This window comes from Mycobacterium alsense, from assembly GCF_002086635.1.
GTDB lineage: Bacteria > Actinomycetota > Actinomycetes > Mycobacteriales > Mycobacteriaceae > Mycobacterium > Mycobacterium alsense.
This window is the reverse complement of the sequence record NZ_MVHD01000009.1, coordinates 103,696-119,471: the sequence shown is the minus strand read 5'-3', so window position 1 is coordinate 119,471 and position 15,776 is coordinate 103,696. Positions and strand designations below refer to the sequence as shown.

Here is a 15,776-nt window from a genome sequence, read left to right as displayed (position 1 = left end):
GAAATGAATTTTCTCGTGTTTCCACCGGAGCTCAATTCAGTGCTGATGTTCAGCGGTCCGGGATCGGGCCCCCTGCTGCAGGCCGCCGCCGCGTGGGACGGGCTGGCCGCCGAACTGAACACGGCGGCGTCGTCGTTCTCGTCGGTGACCTCCGGTCTGGCGGGCGAGGCGTGGCAGGGGCCCGCGTCGCGAGCGATGGCGGCCGCGGCCACCCCGTATTCGGGTTGGCTGGCCGCGGCGGCCGCCCAGGCCTCGGGCGCCGCCGGGCAGGCCCGGGCGGTCGCGGGCGCGTTCGAGTCGGCGCTGGCGGCGACGGTCCATCCGGTCGTGGTGGCCGTCAACCGCGAGGAACTGGTCCAGCTGATTGTGTCAAACCTGTTCGGGCAGAACGCTCCTGCGATCGCGGCGGCCGAATCCCAATACGAGGAAATGTGGGCCCAGGATGTCGGTGCCATGGTCGGCTATCACGCCGGCGCGGCGGAAGCGGCCGCGGCCCTGGCCCCGTTTGAGCAGGCGCTGCAGAACCTTCCCGCCGTCATCGGGCAGCTCTCGCCTCCCGGCAACATCGGCGCCGCGAACATGGGCGACGGCAACAAGGGCAGCGTGAACTACGGCAACGGCAACACCGGCAACGCCAACATGGGCAACGGAAACATCGGCAATCTCAACTTCGGCAATGGCAACCAGGGGCCCTCCTCGAGCCAGCCCGCCATCCTCAACTTCGGCAGCGGAAACATCGGGAGCTTCAACCTGGGTGGCGGAAATATCGGCAACTCCAACCTGGGCAGCGGAAACCACGGCAGCGCAAATATCGGCAGCGGAAACTTCGGCAGCACCAATCTGGGTGGCGGAAACAGCGGCACGGCAAACCTGGGCAGCGGAAACACCGGCAGCAACAACATGGGCAGCGGAAACACCGGCGCCACGAACTACGGCTTCGGCAACATCGGCAACAACAACGTGGGCAGCGGCAATACCGGCAATTCCAACGTCGGTATGGGCAATTTGGGCAACGGCAACATCGGCGCCGGAAACCGGGGCAACTTTGACATCGGCTTCGGAAACACGGGCAACAACGACTTCGGCATCGGGCTGACGGGCGACAACCAGATCGGCATCAACTTCAGCGGTCTCAACGGGGGCACCGGCAACATCGGCCTCTTCAACTCGGGCAACAACAACGTCGGATTCTTCAACTCCGGCAACGGGAACTGGGGCATCGGGAATTCCGGGAACTTCAACACCGGCTTCGCCAATTCCGGCAGCACCAACACGGGCTTCTGGAATTCCGGGAGCCTGGACACCGGCTTTTGGAACTCGGCCGGCACGGACGTCGGCTTTGGAAACTCGGGCGTGGGCGACGTGGGTTTCTGGAACGGCGGACACGACGACTTCGGCATCGGCAACTCCGGGGCCCTGTCGATGGGCGCCTTCAATGCGGGCGGCGGGGACGTGGGCTTTGCGAACGCGGGTGCGGGCAACGTGGGCTGGGGCAACTCCGGCGCGCACAACACCGGCTTCGGCAACGCGGGCGCCACGAATACGGGCTTCTGGAACTCCGGCGACGTCAACACCGGCGGCGGGAATTCGGGCAAGACGAATACCGGCTTCGGCAGCGCGACCGACACCGGCGCGGCGAACTCCGGCTTTGGCAACACCGGGACCGGAAACTCCGGGTTCAACAACAACGGCAATGCGAACTCGGGATTCGCCAACACCGGCTCCAATGACGAGGGCTACGGAAACGTGGGCCAGCACGACACGGGTTTCCTCAACAAGAGCAATGGCAACACCGGATTCTTCAACACCGGCACCAACGGCGTGGGCATCTCGAACGCGGGCAACCTCAACATTGGCTATGGAAATACCGGACCCGCCGGAAATGCGGGCTTCTGGAACTCCGGCAGCGACAACTCGGGTATCGGGAACACGGGCAACAACAACTCCGGCTTCGACAACACCGGCACGCACAGCTCGGGCGCCAACAACACCGGCAACCAGCAGTCGGGCTTCCGGCAGTAGGTTTCCGGCCCGGACGGAGCGGCCGAAGCGCCTGGCTTGGCCGCCTGGCGTCGGCGGTCGGCGGTAAGTTTGGACCGACATGAGTGTGCATGTGACCGCCAACGCCAAAGCCAACCCTGCCAACCCAGCCGAGGAAGCGGATCGTCTGCTTGACGACCTCAACCCTCAACAGCGCCAGGCCGTGGTGCACGAGGGTTCGCCGCTGCTGATCGTGGCGGGCGCGGGCTCGGGCAAGACGGCGGTGCTGACGCGGCGCATCGCCTACCTGATCGCGGCCCGCGGCGTCGGCGTCGGCCAGATCCTGGCCATCACCTTCACCAACAAGGCCGCCGCGGAGATGCGCGAACGCGTGGTGCGCCTGGTGGGCCCCCGCGCCCGCGCCATGTGGGTGTCCACCTTTCACTCGACGTGCGTGCGCATCCTGCGCAACCAGGCATCGCTGATCGACGGACTCAACTCAAACTTCTCGATCTACGACGCCGACGATTCGCGGCGCTTGCTGCAGATGATCGGTCGCGACATGGGGCTGGACATCAAGCGCTACTCGCCGCGCCTGCTGGCCAACGCCATCTCCAACCTGAAAAACGAGTTGATCGACCCCGACGAGGCCGTGTCCAACCTGTCGGACGCCTCCGACGAGTTGAGCCGCACCGTCGCCTCCGTCTACGGCGAATACCAGCGGCGGCTGCGGGCGGCGAACGCCTTGGACTTCGACGACCTGATCGGGGAGACCGTCGCGGTGCTGCGGGCCTTCCCGCAGATCGCCCAGTATTACCGGCGCCGATTCCGCCACGTGCTGGTCGACGAATACCAGGACACCAACCACGCCCAGTACGTGCTGGTGCGTGAGCTGGTCGGCCACGACGCCGGCGGCTCGCCCGACTCCTCGGCGGACTCCTCGGCGGACTCCTCAGCGGACGACGTGCCGCCGGCGGAATTGTGCGTGGTGGGCGACGCCGACCAGTCGATCTATGCGTTCCGCGGCGCCACCATCCGCAACATCGAGGACTTCGAGCGCGACTATCCGGACGCGAAAACGATTCTGTTGGAACAGAACTACCGCTCCACCCAAAACATCTTGTCGGCGGCCAACTCGGTGATCGCCCGCAACACCGGCCGGCGCGAGAAGCGGCTGTGGACCGACGCGGGCGCCGGCGAGCCGATCGTCGGCTACGTCGCCGACAACGAGCACGACGAGGCCAGGTTCGTGGCCGAGGAGATCGATGCGCTCGTCGAACGGGGCGAGATCACCTACAACGACGTGGCGGTGTTCTATCGCACCAACAACTCGTCGAGATCGTTGGAAGAGGTCTTCATCCGCGCCGGCATCCCGTACAAAGTCGTTGGGGGAGTGCGGTTCTACGAGCGCAAGGAGATTCGCGACATCGTCGCCTACCTGCGGGTGCTAGACAACCCCGGCGACGCGGTCAGCATGCGGCGCATCCTCAACACTCCGCGCCGGGGCATCGGGGATCGTGCCGAGGCCTGCGTGGCGGTGTACGCCGAGAACACCGGCGCCAGCTTCGCCGACGCACTCGTGGCCGCCGCCGAGGGCAAGGTGCCGATGCTGAATACCCGTGCGGAGAAGGCGATCTCGGCCTTCGTCGAGCTACTCGACGACCTGCGCGGGCATCTGGACGACGATCTCGGCGATCTGGTCGAGTTGGTTCTCGAACGCACCGGATACCGCAGCGAGCTGGAGTCCTCCACCGATCCGCAAGAGTTGGCCCGGCTGGACAACCTCAACGAACTGGTCAGTGTCGCACACGAATTCAGCATCGACCTGGCCAACGCCGCCGCGCTGGGCGAGGCTGGGGACATCCCGGGCGCACCGATCGACGAAGACGTGCCGGACACCGGTGTGCTGGCGGCGTTTCTGGAGCGGGTGTCGCTGGTGGCCGACGCCGACGAAATCCCCGAACACGGCGCCGGCCTGGTCACACTGATGACGCTGCACACGGCGAAGGGCCTGGAGTTTCCGGTCGTGTTCGTCACCGGCTGGGAGGACGGGATGTTCCCGCACATGCGGTCGCTCGACGATCCCACCGAACTGTCGGAGGAGCGGCGGCTGGCCTACGTCGGTATCACCCGGGCCCGCCAGCGGTTGTATGTGAGCCGGGCCATCGTCCGGTCTTCGTGGGGACAGCCGATGCTCAACCCGGAATCGCGCTTCCTACGGGAGATTCCGCAGGAGCTCATCGACTGGCGGCGCAGCGCGCCCGCGCCGTCGTTCAGCGCCCCGGTCAGCGGCGCCGGGCGATTCGGCGCGCCGCGTCCCGCGCCGGCCCGCTCGGGGGCGGGCAAACGCCCGCTGCTGGTGCTGCAGCCCGGCGACCGGGTGACCCACGACAAGTACGGGCTCGGTCGCGTCGAGGAGGTCTCCGGCGCCGGCGAGTCCGCCATGTCGCTGATCGACTTCGGCAGCTCGGGCCGGGTCAAGCTGATGCACAACCACGCGCCGATCAGCAAGCTCTAGCCGGCCAGGCCGCTTATGCGTCGAGCCAGCGCTTGGTCTGCGGGAGCAGCACCAGCACCGCGGTGGCGATCGGCAGCACCGGAAGCGCGTGCACGATCCACGCGACCCGGGCCCCGGCGATGAACACGCCGAGGTAGGTCAGCACCGCGACGACCGCCCCGGCCAGGATGAGGTAGCGCCCGAGGGCGCGGCGCTGCAGCACCATGATGACGCCCGAAATGGTGGTGACCGCGAACACCAGCGCGAGGAACGCGACCGCGATGCAGAACATGCGGTCGGTTCGCCACCAGCCGGCGATCAGATCGGTGGCCACCACCGACGTGGCCCATCCGCTGACGATGCCGGCGGCGCTGGCCGCCACGGCGGTCCGCCCGTCCGGTTCGTGGCCCGGCAGGCCCGCGAGGCCTCCGCGCCGGGCCACGCCCGAGGGGACCGAATACGGCGGCGGTTGCGGCGGGAGCTGCGTGGTCGGGGACTCCGGCACCACGGGCATCGGCCCGGTGGGCGCCCGCCGAATGATCCGCGTGTGCGTTTCCGAGGGCCCTGCGGTGGGCTCGGGCGACGGCGCGGGAGCGGGCGGGTCGTTCGGCGAAGTCACCTCAACCAGCGTAGTTGCCGACGCTGAGACCACGCTTAGCAAGCCATGGGAGCGGGTCGATCCGCTCGGTTCCGCCCTGGAGCACCTCAAAGTGCAGGTGGGGGCCCGTCGAATTGCCGCGGTTGCCCATGGTGGCGATCTGATCCCCGGCCATCACGCGCTGGCCGACGCTGACCATCGTCGTGTTGACGTGGCCGTACAGCGTGACCGTGCCGTCGGCGTGCCGGAGCTTGACCAGCATCCCGTAGCCGGCGGCCGGCCCGGCGTCGATGACGACGCCGTCGGACACCGCGACGATCGGTGTTCCGATCGAGTTGGCCAGGTCGATGCCCGCGTGCAGCACCCCCCAGCGGTACCCGAAGTTGGAGGTGAAGATCCCCTTCGTCGGCATGACATACAGCGGCTGCTGTAACCGCGCCTCGCGCTGCGCGCGATCGTTGGCAAAGGCCACACCCCTGGCGAGTTCGGCGTTGTGCACCGCCGCATTCGACGCGGGCTGGACCGCGACCACCTGAGCGCCGCGGACGGTGTTGCCGCCCGGGCCGCCGGTGAGCGCCGACGCGTTGGCGGCCAGCACCGCCTCCGTCCTCGGGGCGTCGGCGTGGCTGGTCGCGGTGTGGGCCGCCGCGGCCGCCGCCCCCGCGGCCATCGCCGAAATCAGCAACCGGCCCCTGGCCGCGCTGGTGGGCTGCTTGCGGTGTTGGCCTCCGCGCCGTATCGCGGGGATGACGTCGGTGATGTCCGCGTGGGGGGGACGCGCGGCGGCGTCGGGCGCGTCGAGGGTGTCGGTGAGGAACCTGGCCGGGACCGGCACGGCGGCGGGCGCGGCCAGCTGCAGCGGCACCAGGTCATCCACGTCGTGCAGGTCGTCGAGTTCCGGGGCCAGCAGGACCTGCGTTTCGTTGTCGAACGTCGAGTCGTTGCTGAAGTCGAGGTCGCCGAGATCGCCGCGGTCGTCGGCGAAGTCCAGGTCGTCGAAGTCGAACCCGTCGAGGGGAAGGATCTCGGTGACTTCGTTGCGGTGGGGCTCCGTCCACCGGCCGCCGGCCGCGCGACCGACCCTCACCACGCCTGTTACGGCAGAAGACGAACGAGTCAAACGATGCTGCGACAAGCTGAAATGTCCTCGTATCGTGACCATAACGTTATCTGGACCCTAGGAAGGTATCCGCTGACCGACGGGGCTGGCAACCGCGGGCCCGCAACCCGACTAATATTGTGATTTGCATCACCTTTGAGGCGCACCGGTATGCCGTGAGGTCTGCCACATCGGTGGACGCGACGGTAGCAGCCGGCCGGGGGATGGATAAAGTGCCAGAGGCCCCGCAGCAAGCCGAGCGAAGACAGTGAGCCCATGGACCTTTTCGAGTATCAAGCAAAAGAGTTGTTCGCCAAGCACAACGTACCGAGCACGCCCGGCCGCGTCACCGACACCGCCGAGGGCGCGCGCGCCATCGCGGAGGAGATCGGCCGCCCGGTGATGGTCAAGGCGCAGGTCAAGATCGGGGGCCGCGGGAAGGCCGGCGGCGTCCAATACGCCGCGACGCCAGACGACGCCTTCCAGCACGCGCAGAACATCCTCCGCCTGAACATCAAGGGCCACGCGGTGAAGAGGCTGCTGGTCGCCGAGGCCAGCGACATCGCCGAGGAGTACTACATCTCCTTTCTGCTGGACCGCGCCAACCGCACCTACCTGGCGATGTGCTCGGTCGAGGGCGGCATGGAGATCGAGGAGGTCGCCGCCACCAAGCCCGACCGCCTGGCCAAGGTCCCGGTCAGCGCCGTCACCGGCGTCGACGCGGCGACCGCGCGTTCCATCGCCGAGCAGGGCCACCTGCCCGCCGAAGTGCTCGACGCCGCCGCGATCACCATCTCCAAGCTGTGGGAGCTCTTCGTCGCCGAGGACGCGACGCTGGTGGAGGTCAACCCCCTGGTGCGCACCCCGGACGATCGGATCCTGGCGCTCGACGGCAAGGTCACGCTCGACGCCAACGCCGACTTCCGCCACCCCGAGCACGCCGAGTTCGAGGACCGCGCCGCCACCGACCCGCTGGAGCTCAAGGCCAAAGAGAACGACCTGAACTACGTCAAGCTCGACGGCCAGGTCGGCATCATCGGCAACGGCGCGGGCCTGGTGATGTCGACCCTCGACGTGGTGGCCTATGCCGGCGAGAAGCACGGGGGCGTCAAGCCCGCGAACTTCCTCGACATCGGCGGTGGCGCCTCCGCGGAGGTGATGGCCGCCGGGCTGGACGTGGTCCTGGGCGACCAGCAGGTCAAGAGCGTGTTCGTCAACGTCTTCGGTGGGATCACCGCGTGCGACGCCGTGGCAACCGGGATCGTCAAGGCGCTGGAAATCCTTGGTGCCGAGGCCAATAAGCCGCTGGTGGTGCGCCTCGACGGCAACAACGTCGAGGAGGGCCGTCGCATCCTGGCCGAGGCCAACCACCCGCTGGTGACGATGGTCGCGACCATGGACGAGGCCGCGGACAAGGCCGCCGAGCTGGCGAGCGCCTGAGCGAAAGGATTCGTGACACACATGTCCATATTCCTGACCAAGGAGAACAAGGTCATCGTCCAGGGCATCACCGGCAGCGAGGCCACCGTGCACACCGCCCGGATGCTCAAGGCGGGCACCCAGATCGTGGGCGGGGTGAACGCGCGCAAGGCGGGCACCACCGTCACGCACGAGGACAAGGGCGGCCGCATCGTCAAGCTGCCCGTGTTCGGCGGCGTCGCCGAGGCGATGGAAAAGACCGGCGCCGACGTGTCGATCATCTTCGTGCCGCCGAAGTTCGCCAAGGACGCCATCATCGAGGCCATCGACGCCGAGATTCCGCTGCTCGTGGTCATCACGGAGGGAATTCCGGTACAGGACACCGCTTTTGCGTGGGCGTACAACCTTCAGAAGGGCGGCAAGACCCGCATCATCGGGCCCAACTGCCCGGGCATCATCACGCCAGGGCAGGCGCTCGTCGGCATCACCCCGGCCAACATCACCGGCGCTGGGCCGGTCGGGCTGGTGTCCAAGTCCGGCACGCTGACCTACCAAATGATGTACGAGCTACGGGATTTCGGGTTCTCGACGTCCATCGGGATCGGTGGTGACCCGGTGATCGGTACCACCCACATCGATGCCATCGAGGCCTTCGAGAAGGACCCCGACACCAAGGTCATCGTGATGATCGGTGAGATCGGCGGCGACGCCGAGGAGCGCGCCGCCGACTACATCAAGGCTCACGTGTCCAAGCCGGTTGTCGGTTACGTGGCGGGATTCACCGCGCCCGAAGGCAAGACGATGGGCCACGCGGGCGCGATCGTGTCCGGGTCGTCGGGCACCGCGGCCGCCAAGAAGGAGGCCCTCGAGGCGGCCGGCGTCAGGGTGGGCAAGACCCCGTCGGAGACGGCCGCCTTGGCGCGGGAGATCCTGCAGAGCCTGTAGCGAGGGCCCGCCGGTCGGCTACGGCAGGCCCGGGTTGCCGGGCACCCCGATCAGTTGGCCGCCGTCGCCGCCCTGGCCGCCGGTGCCGTCGGGGGTGCCAGTTCCGCCGTTGCCCCCATTGCCGCCGAAACCTATGAGCAGCGCGGCGCGTCCTCCGTTGCCGCCGTTGCCGCCGGCGGTACCGGAGGGTCCTCCCGAGCCGCCGTTGCCGCCGTCGCCGAACAGCAAGCCCGCATCACCGCCGGCGCCGCCGGCAGCCCCGAGCCCCCCGGCGCCACCGGCGCCGCCAGAGCCGGATAGCGTACCGCCGGTCCCGCCGGCACCGCCGGACCCACCAGCGGTGATGCCCAATCCGCCGCTGCCGCCGGCACCGCCGGCGCCGTTGAGGAATCCCCCGTGGCCGCCGATGCCTCCGGCACCGCCGGTGCCGGTACCGGGAATCACCGCAGTGGCGTCCCCGCCGGCACCGCCGGCCCCGCCGGAGCCGAAGACGAGTCCGCCTGCGCCACCCGCGCCACCCGCGCCGGCGGCGCCTGCGTTGCCGCCCAGTGCGTTGAATGTCGTACCACCGCGGCCCCCGGCCCCGCCGGTGCCGAACAGTCCCCCGGCACCACCGGCGCCGCCCGCGCCGCCGTCGGCGCCGAGCGTCGCCGCCCCGCCAGTGCCGCCGACACCGCCGGTGCCGAACAGCCCGGCGGCCCCGCCGGTTCCGCCCGTTCCGCCCTGGCCGGTTCCGCCGGTGCCGCCGACTCCGCCGTTGCCGAACAGCAGCCCGCCGGCTCCGCCGTTGCCGCCCGGAGCCTTGACGCTATTGACCTTGCCGGGTCCACCGGCCCCGCCGTTGCCGAACAACCCCGCTGCCCCGCCGTTACCGCCGGCGGGATGGGCGGCGGTGCCTGCGCCGCCGTTGCCGCCGTTGCCGATCAACAACCCGCCGGCCTGGCCGTCCGCTCCGGGCGCCCCGTTGGCCCCGTTGCCGATCAGCGGGCGTCCCAACAGCAGCTGGGTCGGCGTGTTGATCACGCCGAGCAGCTGCTGCTCGACGGCCTGCAACGGCGAGACATTGGCCGCCTCGCCCATGGCGTACTGCGCGGCCCCCTTATTCATGAGCGCCACAAACTGGTTGTGAAACGACGCGACCTGAGCGCTCAGCCTCTGATACCCCTGGGCGTGCGCCGCGAACATCGCGGCGACGGCCTCCGACACCTCGTCGTTGCCCGCGGCCAGCACGGTCGCGGTCGGAGTCGCCGCGGCGGCGTTCGCCGCTTCCAGCGCCGAGCCGATGTTGGATAAACCCGAGGCTGCGTCCGTCAGGAACTCCGGCACCGCGATCACAAATGACATCGCCGCCTCCTGGGAGGGCGTCAGCATCGACCACAAACGTTGCCCGAGAACGCCAGGTAGCTCGATGCGTTCGATTGGTTTGCCAACGGTAATACGATCGTCGCCGCGGGGCGCCATTTTGGCGGACATGCGCCACAAATAATCGAGCGGTGAGGGCGGGCATTCGAAATTTGCTGGCTCTTGCGTGATCGATAGCCACGACCAGGCCGGGCCACCCCCGGGGTACGCGCCGACAGAAGTCTGCGGTAGATAGTTGTGCTATGGATCTTGACCCGCACACACCCGTGGTCGTCGGAGTCGGTCAGGCCGCCGAGCGCATCGACGACCCCGGCTACCGCGCGATGTCACCCGTGGAGCTGGCCGCCGCGGCCGCGCGGGCCGCCTTGGCGGACTGCGGGGCAAACGTAGGCGCGGTGGCGGCGGCCGTCGACACCGTCGCCGGGGTGCGGCAGTTCGAGATCTCCGGGCCGGTCGCGACGGCGCCGCTGGGACGCTCGAACAACTACCCGCGATCCGTGGCCAATCTCCTTGGCGCCCAACCCCTTCGGGCAATCCTGGAAATCGTCGGCGGGCAGGGGCCCCAACATCTGATCAGCGAGCTGGCCGCCGAGATCGCCGCGGGCCGTTCGGATGTCGCGTTGATCTTCGGCTCGGATGCGACGTCCACGCTGCGGCACTTCGCGAAGGCCGAGTCCAAGCCGGACTTCACCGAGACCGTCGACGGGGACCTCGAGGACCGCGGGCACGGCATCGAAAAACTCATCTCGCGCTATACGGTAATTCACGGATTGACCAGTGCCCCAATCCAATACGCGCTGCTGGAGAACGCCCGGCGGGCCGGGACCGGGCTCGGGCCGGCCGAATATCGGCAAAGGATGGGGGAGCTTTTCGCCCCGTTCACCAAGATCGCGGCCAGCAATCCCTTCGCGGCCGCGCCGGTCGAACGCACCGTCGACGAACTGATCACCGTGACCGAGGCCAACCGGATGATCTCGGAGCCCTACCCGCGGCTGCTGGTCGCGCGCGACCAGGTCAACCAGGGGGCCGCGGCGCTGCTGATGTCGGTCGGGGCGGCGCGCCGCCTGCGGGTGCCCGAGGAGAACCGGGTGTACCTGCACGGGCACGTCGACCTGGAGGAGCAGCCGCTGCTGGAGCGCCCCGATCTGGGGCACGCGCCGTCGGCCGTGCTGGCGGTGCGCGGCGCGCTGGACATGGCCGGCATCGGAATCGACGACGTCGCCACGTTCGACCTCTACAGCTGCTTTCCCGTGCCGGTATTCAACATTTGCGACGGCATGGGGATCGCGCCCGACGACCCGCGCGGGCTGACACTGACCGGCGGGCTGCCGTTCTTCGGCGGCGCCGGCAACAACTACTCCATGCACGCGGTCGCCGAGACGGTCACCCAGATGCGAGGCATGCCAGGGCAATTCGGCCTCGTCGGCGCCAACGGCGGCATCCTGAGCAAGTACTCGGTCGGGGTGTACTCCACCACTCCCGCGCCGTGGAAGCCGGACCGCAGCGCGCAGCTGCAGGCGCAGATCGACGCCGGGCCGACCGCGTCGGTCACCGAGAGCGCCGACGGGGCCGGCACCGTCGAGACCTACACCGTCCGGCGCGACGACGGACGCCCGACCGGGATCATCGTCGGCCGCCTCGACGACGGCAGCCGCTTCCTGTCGACCACCGAGGACGAGAACCTGATCGCGCTATTGACCGACGGCGATCCCCTCGGGCACGAGGTCCTGGTGCGCTCGTTCGACTACGGCAACCGCTGCGTTTCGTAGGCTCGCTCAGACGAGAGCGGCGAGCTTGCCGGCCAACCGCTCCACGTAGCCGGCGACCTCGTCCTCGGCGCGGTCGGGCAGGCCGAACAGCACCTCGGTCACCCCGAGCGCGGCCCAGCGGGCGAGCTTGTCGGGGACGGGCTTGAAGTCCAGCGCGACGATCTGCGGGGCGCCGTCGCGGCCGGCGGCCGCCCACGTGTCCTGCAGCAACTTGACCGGCTCATCGATGTCGAAGTCGCGCGGGGTGGTGATCCAGCCGTCGGCGCTGCGGGCGATCCACTTGAAGTTCTTCTCGTTACCCGCGGCGCCCACCAGCACCGGGATGTGCGGCTGCACCGGCTTCGGCCAGGCCCAGCTGGGCCCGAACTTGACGAACTCTCCGTCGTAGGCGGCCTCCTCTTCCGTCCACAGCGCGCGCATCGCTTCGATGTACTCGCGCAGCATGGTGCGGCGCCGCCCCGGCGGCACCCCGTGGTCGGCGAGCTCGTCGGTGTTCCAGCCGAAGCCGACGCCGAGGCTGACCCGGCCGCCCGACAAGTGGTCAAGTGTGGCAATGCTTTTCGCCAACGTGATCGGATCGTGCTCGACGGGTAGGGCCACCGCGGTCGACAGGCGCACCCGCGAGGTGACGGCGCAGGCCGCGCCCAGGCTTACCCAGGGGTCCAGCGTGCGCATGTAGCGGTCGTCGGGCAGCGACGCGTCGCCGGTCGTCGGGTGGGCGGCCTGGCGCTTGACCGGGATGTGGGTGTGTTCCGGCACGTAGAACGTCTGGAAGCCGTGGTCGTCGGCAAGCTTGGCGGCCGCCGCCGGGGAGATGCCGCGGTCGCTGGTGAAAAGCACGAGCCCGTAATCCATGCCCAGAATTAGAACGTGTTCTACCTGCGCGGGGCAAGCGGCCGCGGTTTGCGCTGGTCGCATCGGCGGGCTGGTCGCACCGGCGCGGCCGCCCGAAGGTGCGCTAGCGTTGGTGATCGATCGCGTCACAACGCAAACATGGGGAAGGTGTAGGCGAAGGGGCGCGCCTGGAAGCACAGCGTCGCTCTGCAATGTGGCGCCATTACGGCACGGGAAGCAACAGGAGGAGCCATGACCTACTCGCCCGGCAGTTCCGGATATCAACCACCACAGCCAGGCGGCTCCTACGCGGGCGCCACCCCGTCGTTCGCCAAGACCGACGACGGCGAGAGCAAGCTTCCGCTGATCCTGAACGTCGCCGTGCTGGCGCTCGGCCTGGCGGTGTACCTCCTGAACTTCGGGCCGACCTTCACCATCAGCGCCGAGATCGCGCCGGGCGGTGGACGCGCCGGCGACGCCGGCTTCGCGGTCATCGCCGCGGTGCTGGCCGCGCTGCTGGCCGGGGTCGCGCTGCTGCCCAAGGCGAAGGCGTACGGCGCGATCGTCGCGGTGATCGCGGTGCTGGGCGCGTTGCTGGCCATCACCGAGACCGTCAACACCCCCGCCGGGTTCACGGTCGGCTGGGCGATGTGGCCCCTGCTGGCGTGCAGCGTTCTTCAGGCGCTCGCCGCCGTCGCCGCGGTGCTGCTGGATGCGGGCGTCATCACCGCGCCCAAGCCGCGGCCCAAGTACGACCCGTACGCCGGCTACGGCCAGTACGGCCAATACGGGCAGTACGGGCAGCAGCCGTACTACGGTCAGCCGGGTGCCCAGCAGCAACACGGCGGACACCAGTCGCCGCAGCATTCGGCGTACGGTTCCCAGTACGGCGGCTATCCGTCCAGCCAGGCCCCGACCCAAGCGTCCATCCCGACCACCGGCGGCTTCGGCGCCCAGCCCTCCCCGCAGTCGGGGCCCCAGCCCGCCGCGCAGCAGCACGGACCGTCGACGCCGCCCACCGGCTTTCCCAGCTTCAGCCCGCCGCCCTCGTCGAGCGGGAACGAATCCCCGGCCGAGCATTCGAGCCAGACCGGGGACCAGCAACAGTCGCCGTCGTCTCCGTCCGGGCCGGCGCCGGCCTGATCGTGGGCTCTCGCGCGTAGCCGGACACGTGCGCCAAGAGTGAGCAGGGTGCCAGAAACCGGGGACCACCGGGCAGCGGGCGCTCGCCAAGCGCGCGACCTTGTCCGGGTGGCGTTCGGCCCGGCCGTGGTGGCACTGGGCATCGTCGCGGCGGTCACGCTGCTGCAGCTGCTGATCGCCAACAGCGACATGACCGGGGCCCTGGGCGCCATCGCCAGCATGTGGCTCGCGGTTCACCAGGTGCCGATCTCGATCGGCGGCCGCGAACTGGGCGTGCTGCCGCTGCTGCCCGTCCTGTTGATGGTGTGGGCGACCGCGCGCAGCAGCGCGCGTGCCACCTCGCCGACCTCGTCGTGGCTGGTGGTCCGCTGGGTGATCGCCTCGGCGCTGGGCGGGCCGCTGCTGCTGGCCGCGGTCGCGCTGGCGGTCATCCACGACGCGTCGACGGTGATCACCGAGCTGCAGACGCCCAGCGCCCTGCGCGCCTTCGTCAGCGTGCTCGCGGTGCACGCCGTCGGCGCCGCGATCGGCGTGTGGTCCCGGGTGGGCCGGCGGGCGCTGGCGGCGTCGCCGCTGCCCGATTGGCTCGGCGACTCCCTGCGCGCGGCGACGGCCGGCGTGCTGGCGTTGCTCGGGCTGTCGGGGCTGGTGACCGCGGGATCGCTGGTCGTGCACTGGGCGACGATGCAGGAGCTCTACGGGATCACCGATTCGATATTCGGCCAGTTCAGCCTCACCGTGCTGTCGGTGTTGTACGCGCCGAACGTCATCGTGGGCACGTCGGCGGTCGCGGTCGGGTCCAGCGCGCACCTCGGTTTCGCGACGTTCAGCTCGTTCACCGTCTTCGGCGGCGACATCCCGGCCCTGCCGATCCTGGCCGCGGCCCCCACACCGCCGCTGGGGCCGGTGTGGGTCGCGCTGCTCATCGTCGGCGCGTCATCCGGCGTGGCCGTCGGGCAGCAATGCGCCCGGCACGCGCTGCCGTTGCTGCAGGCGATGGCCAAGCTGCTGGTCGCGTCGGTCGTCGGGGCCGTGGCGATGTCGTTGCTCGCCTACGGCGGCAGCGGCCGGCTGGGCAACTTCGGCGATGTCGGCGTCGACCAGGGGGCGCTTTTCGTCGGCGTTTTCTTCTGGTTCGCCGTCGTCGGGTGGGCCACCGTGGTGATGGCCGGCGGGATCCGCCGCCGGAGCAGGCGCCCCGCACCGGTGGGGGCACCTCCCGCTGGGGGAGAGCCCGCGGACGCCGCGGAGCTTTTCGACGAGCCGCAGAACGCGCCCGGGAACGAGCCAGAAGCCGAGCCGGAAGCCGCGCCCGAGAACGAGCCGGACGCCGCGCCCGACGCCGAGCCGGAAGCCGCGCCGGACGGCGGGGACGGCGCGGACGGCGAAGACACCCCGCCCGCGTGATCGAGACTGCGCGGAGAGCGACGACACGCCCGGCGCCGTAGCGCTGGACGCAGACTCGACGCGACGGCCGGCCAGATAGGCTCGCCGTTGTGCAGCAACCGCTCCACGTCCCCCCGAGTGCGCCGGCACGGGTGGTGGTGCTGGCATCGGGCACCGGTTCGCTGCTGGCCTCGCTGATCGCCGCCGCGACCGGCGACTATCCCGCCCGCATCGTGGCCGTCGGCGCCGATCGCGACTGCCCGGCCATCCAGATCGCCGCGGCGGCGTCGGTGCCCACCTTCACCGTCCGGCTGGCCGACCACCCCGACCGCGGCGCGTGGGATGCGGCCATCACCTCCGCCGCGGCCGCGCACTCGCCCGATCTGGTGGTATCGGCGGGCTTCATGAAAATCCTTGGGCCACAGTTTCTCTCGCGCTTCGACGGGCGCATCCTCAATACCCACCCCGCGCTGCTGCCCGCATTCCCCGGCGCGCACGGGGTGGCCGACGCGCTGGCCTACGGCGTGAAGCTCACGGGCTGTACGGTGCACCTGGTAGATGCCGGTACGGACACCGGGCCGGTCCTGGCCCAGCAATCCGTTCCGGTGCTCGACAGCGACGACGAAGAGACCCTGCATGAACGCATCAAAGTCACCGAACGCCAGCTGCTGGTCGACGTGGTGGCCGCGATCGCGACCCGCGGCGTGACGGTGGTCGGAAGAAAGGCAATCCTGGGATGAGCGC

At 69.5% G+C, this 15,776-nt stretch carries 12 protein-coding genes; 8 read left to right on the top strand and 4 right to left on the bottom strand.

The window, feature by feature from the left end:
- The first annotated feature begins 3 nt into the window (after positions 1 to 3).
- Both BST11_RS08360 and pcrA read left to right on the top strand, forming a co-directional pair.
- On the top strand, positions 4 to 2,022 hold the full coding sequence (locus BST11_RS08360; RefSeq protein ID WP_083137450.1) for a PPE family protein: 2,019 nt from the start codon (positions 4 to 6) through the stop codon (positions 2,020 to 2,022).
- A 79-nt stretch (positions 2,023 to 2,101) separates the two neighbouring features.
- The gene (pcrA, locus tag BST11_RS08355; RefSeq protein WP_083137449.1) at positions 2,102 to 4,498 is read left to right on the top strand and encodes a DNA helicase PcrA; all 2,397 of its coding nucleotides are present in this window, start codon (positions 2,102 to 2,104) and stop codon (positions 4,496 to 4,498) included.
- A 13-nt stretch (positions 4,499 to 4,511) separates the two neighbouring features.
- On the opposite strand, the gene BST11_RS08350 is transcribed toward pcrA, so the two are convergent.
- Together BST11_RS08350 and BST11_RS08345 are read right to left on the bottom strand one after the other, a co-directional pair.
- Positions 4,512 to 5,096, bottom strand: coding sequence for a hypothetical protein (locus tag BST11_RS08350; RefSeq protein WP_211284673.1), 585 nt, complete (start codon positions 5,094 to 5,096; stop codon positions 4,512 to 4,514).
- A 1-nt stretch (position 5,097) separates the two neighbouring features.
- Positions 5,098 to 6,210 carry a M23 family metallopeptidase gene (locus BST11_RS08345; RefSeq protein WP_372509763.1) on the bottom strand — a complete coding sequence of 371 codons (1,113 nt, stop codon included), beginning with the start codon at positions 6,208 to 6,210 and terminating at the stop codon, positions 5,098 to 5,100.
- Positions 6,211 to 6,450: 240 nt separating this feature from the next.
- Here BST11_RS08345 and sucC point away from each other — a divergent pair, with 240 nt between their 5' ends.
- Both sucC and sucD read left to right on the top strand, forming a co-directional pair.
- Positions 6,451 to 7,614, top strand: a complete 1,164-nt coding sequence (sucC, locus tag BST11_RS08340) for an ADP-forming succinate--CoA ligase subunit beta (protein ID WP_067322911.1) — start codon at positions 6,451 to 6,453, stop codon at positions 7,612 to 7,614.
- Positions 7,615 to 7,635: 21 nt separating this feature from the next.
- A complete protein-coding gene (gene sucD, locus BST11_RS08335; protein ID WP_083137447.1) occupies positions 7,636 to 8,538 on the top strand; it encodes a succinate--CoA ligase subunit alpha in 903 nt (300 codons plus the stop codon).
- A gap of 18 nt (positions 8,539 to 8,556) precedes the next feature.
- On the opposite strand, the gene BST11_RS08330 is transcribed toward sucD, so the two are convergent.
- A complete protein-coding gene (locus tag BST11_RS08330) occupies positions 8,557 to 9,882 on the bottom strand; it encodes a PE family protein (RefSeq protein WP_083137469.1) in 1,326 nt (441 codons plus the stop codon).
- A 260-nt stretch (positions 9,883 to 10,142) separates the two neighbouring features.
- On the opposite strand from BST11_RS08330, the gene BST11_RS08325 reads away from it, so the two are divergent.
- Complete coding sequence (locus BST11_RS08325) at positions 10,143 to 11,669, top strand: acetyl-CoA acetyltransferase (protein WP_083137446.1); 1,527 nt, start codon at positions 10,143 to 10,145, stop codon at positions 11,667 to 11,669.
- Positions 11,670 to 11,675: 6 nt separating this feature from the next.
- Here the strand turns inward: BST11_RS08325 and BST11_RS08320 are convergent, their stop codons facing one another.
- Positions 11,676 to 12,524 (bottom strand): LLM class F420-dependent oxidoreductase, encoded by an 849-nt coding sequence (locus BST11_RS08320; protein WP_083137445.1) that lies wholly within the window; start codon positions 12,522 to 12,524, stop codon positions 11,676 to 11,678.
- 231 nt (positions 12,525 to 12,755) lie between these two features.
- Between BST11_RS08320 and BST11_RS08315 the strand changes: the two genes are divergently transcribed.
- The 3 genes from BST11_RS08315 (at position 12,756) to purN (ending at position 15,772) form a co-directional block, all read left to right on the top strand.
- Positions 12,756 to 13,646 carry a DUF5336 domain-containing protein gene (locus BST11_RS08315; protein WP_083137444.1) on the top strand — a complete coding sequence of 297 codons (891 nt, stop codon included), beginning with the start codon at positions 12,756 to 12,758 and terminating at the stop codon, positions 13,644 to 13,646.
- A gap of 39 nt (positions 13,647 to 13,685) precedes the next feature.
- A complete protein-coding gene (locus BST11_RS08310) occupies positions 13,686 to 15,053 on the top strand; it encodes a cell division protein PerM (protein ID WP_083137443.1) in 1,368 nt (455 codons plus the stop codon).
- An 89-nt stretch (positions 15,054 to 15,142) separates the two neighbouring features.
- Positions 15,143 to 15,772, top strand: coding sequence for a phosphoribosylglycinamide formyltransferase (purN, locus tag BST11_RS08305; RefSeq protein ID WP_083137442.1), 630 nt, complete (start codon positions 15,143 to 15,145; stop codon positions 15,770 to 15,772).
- Positions 15,773 to 15,776: the final 4 nt, after the last annotated feature.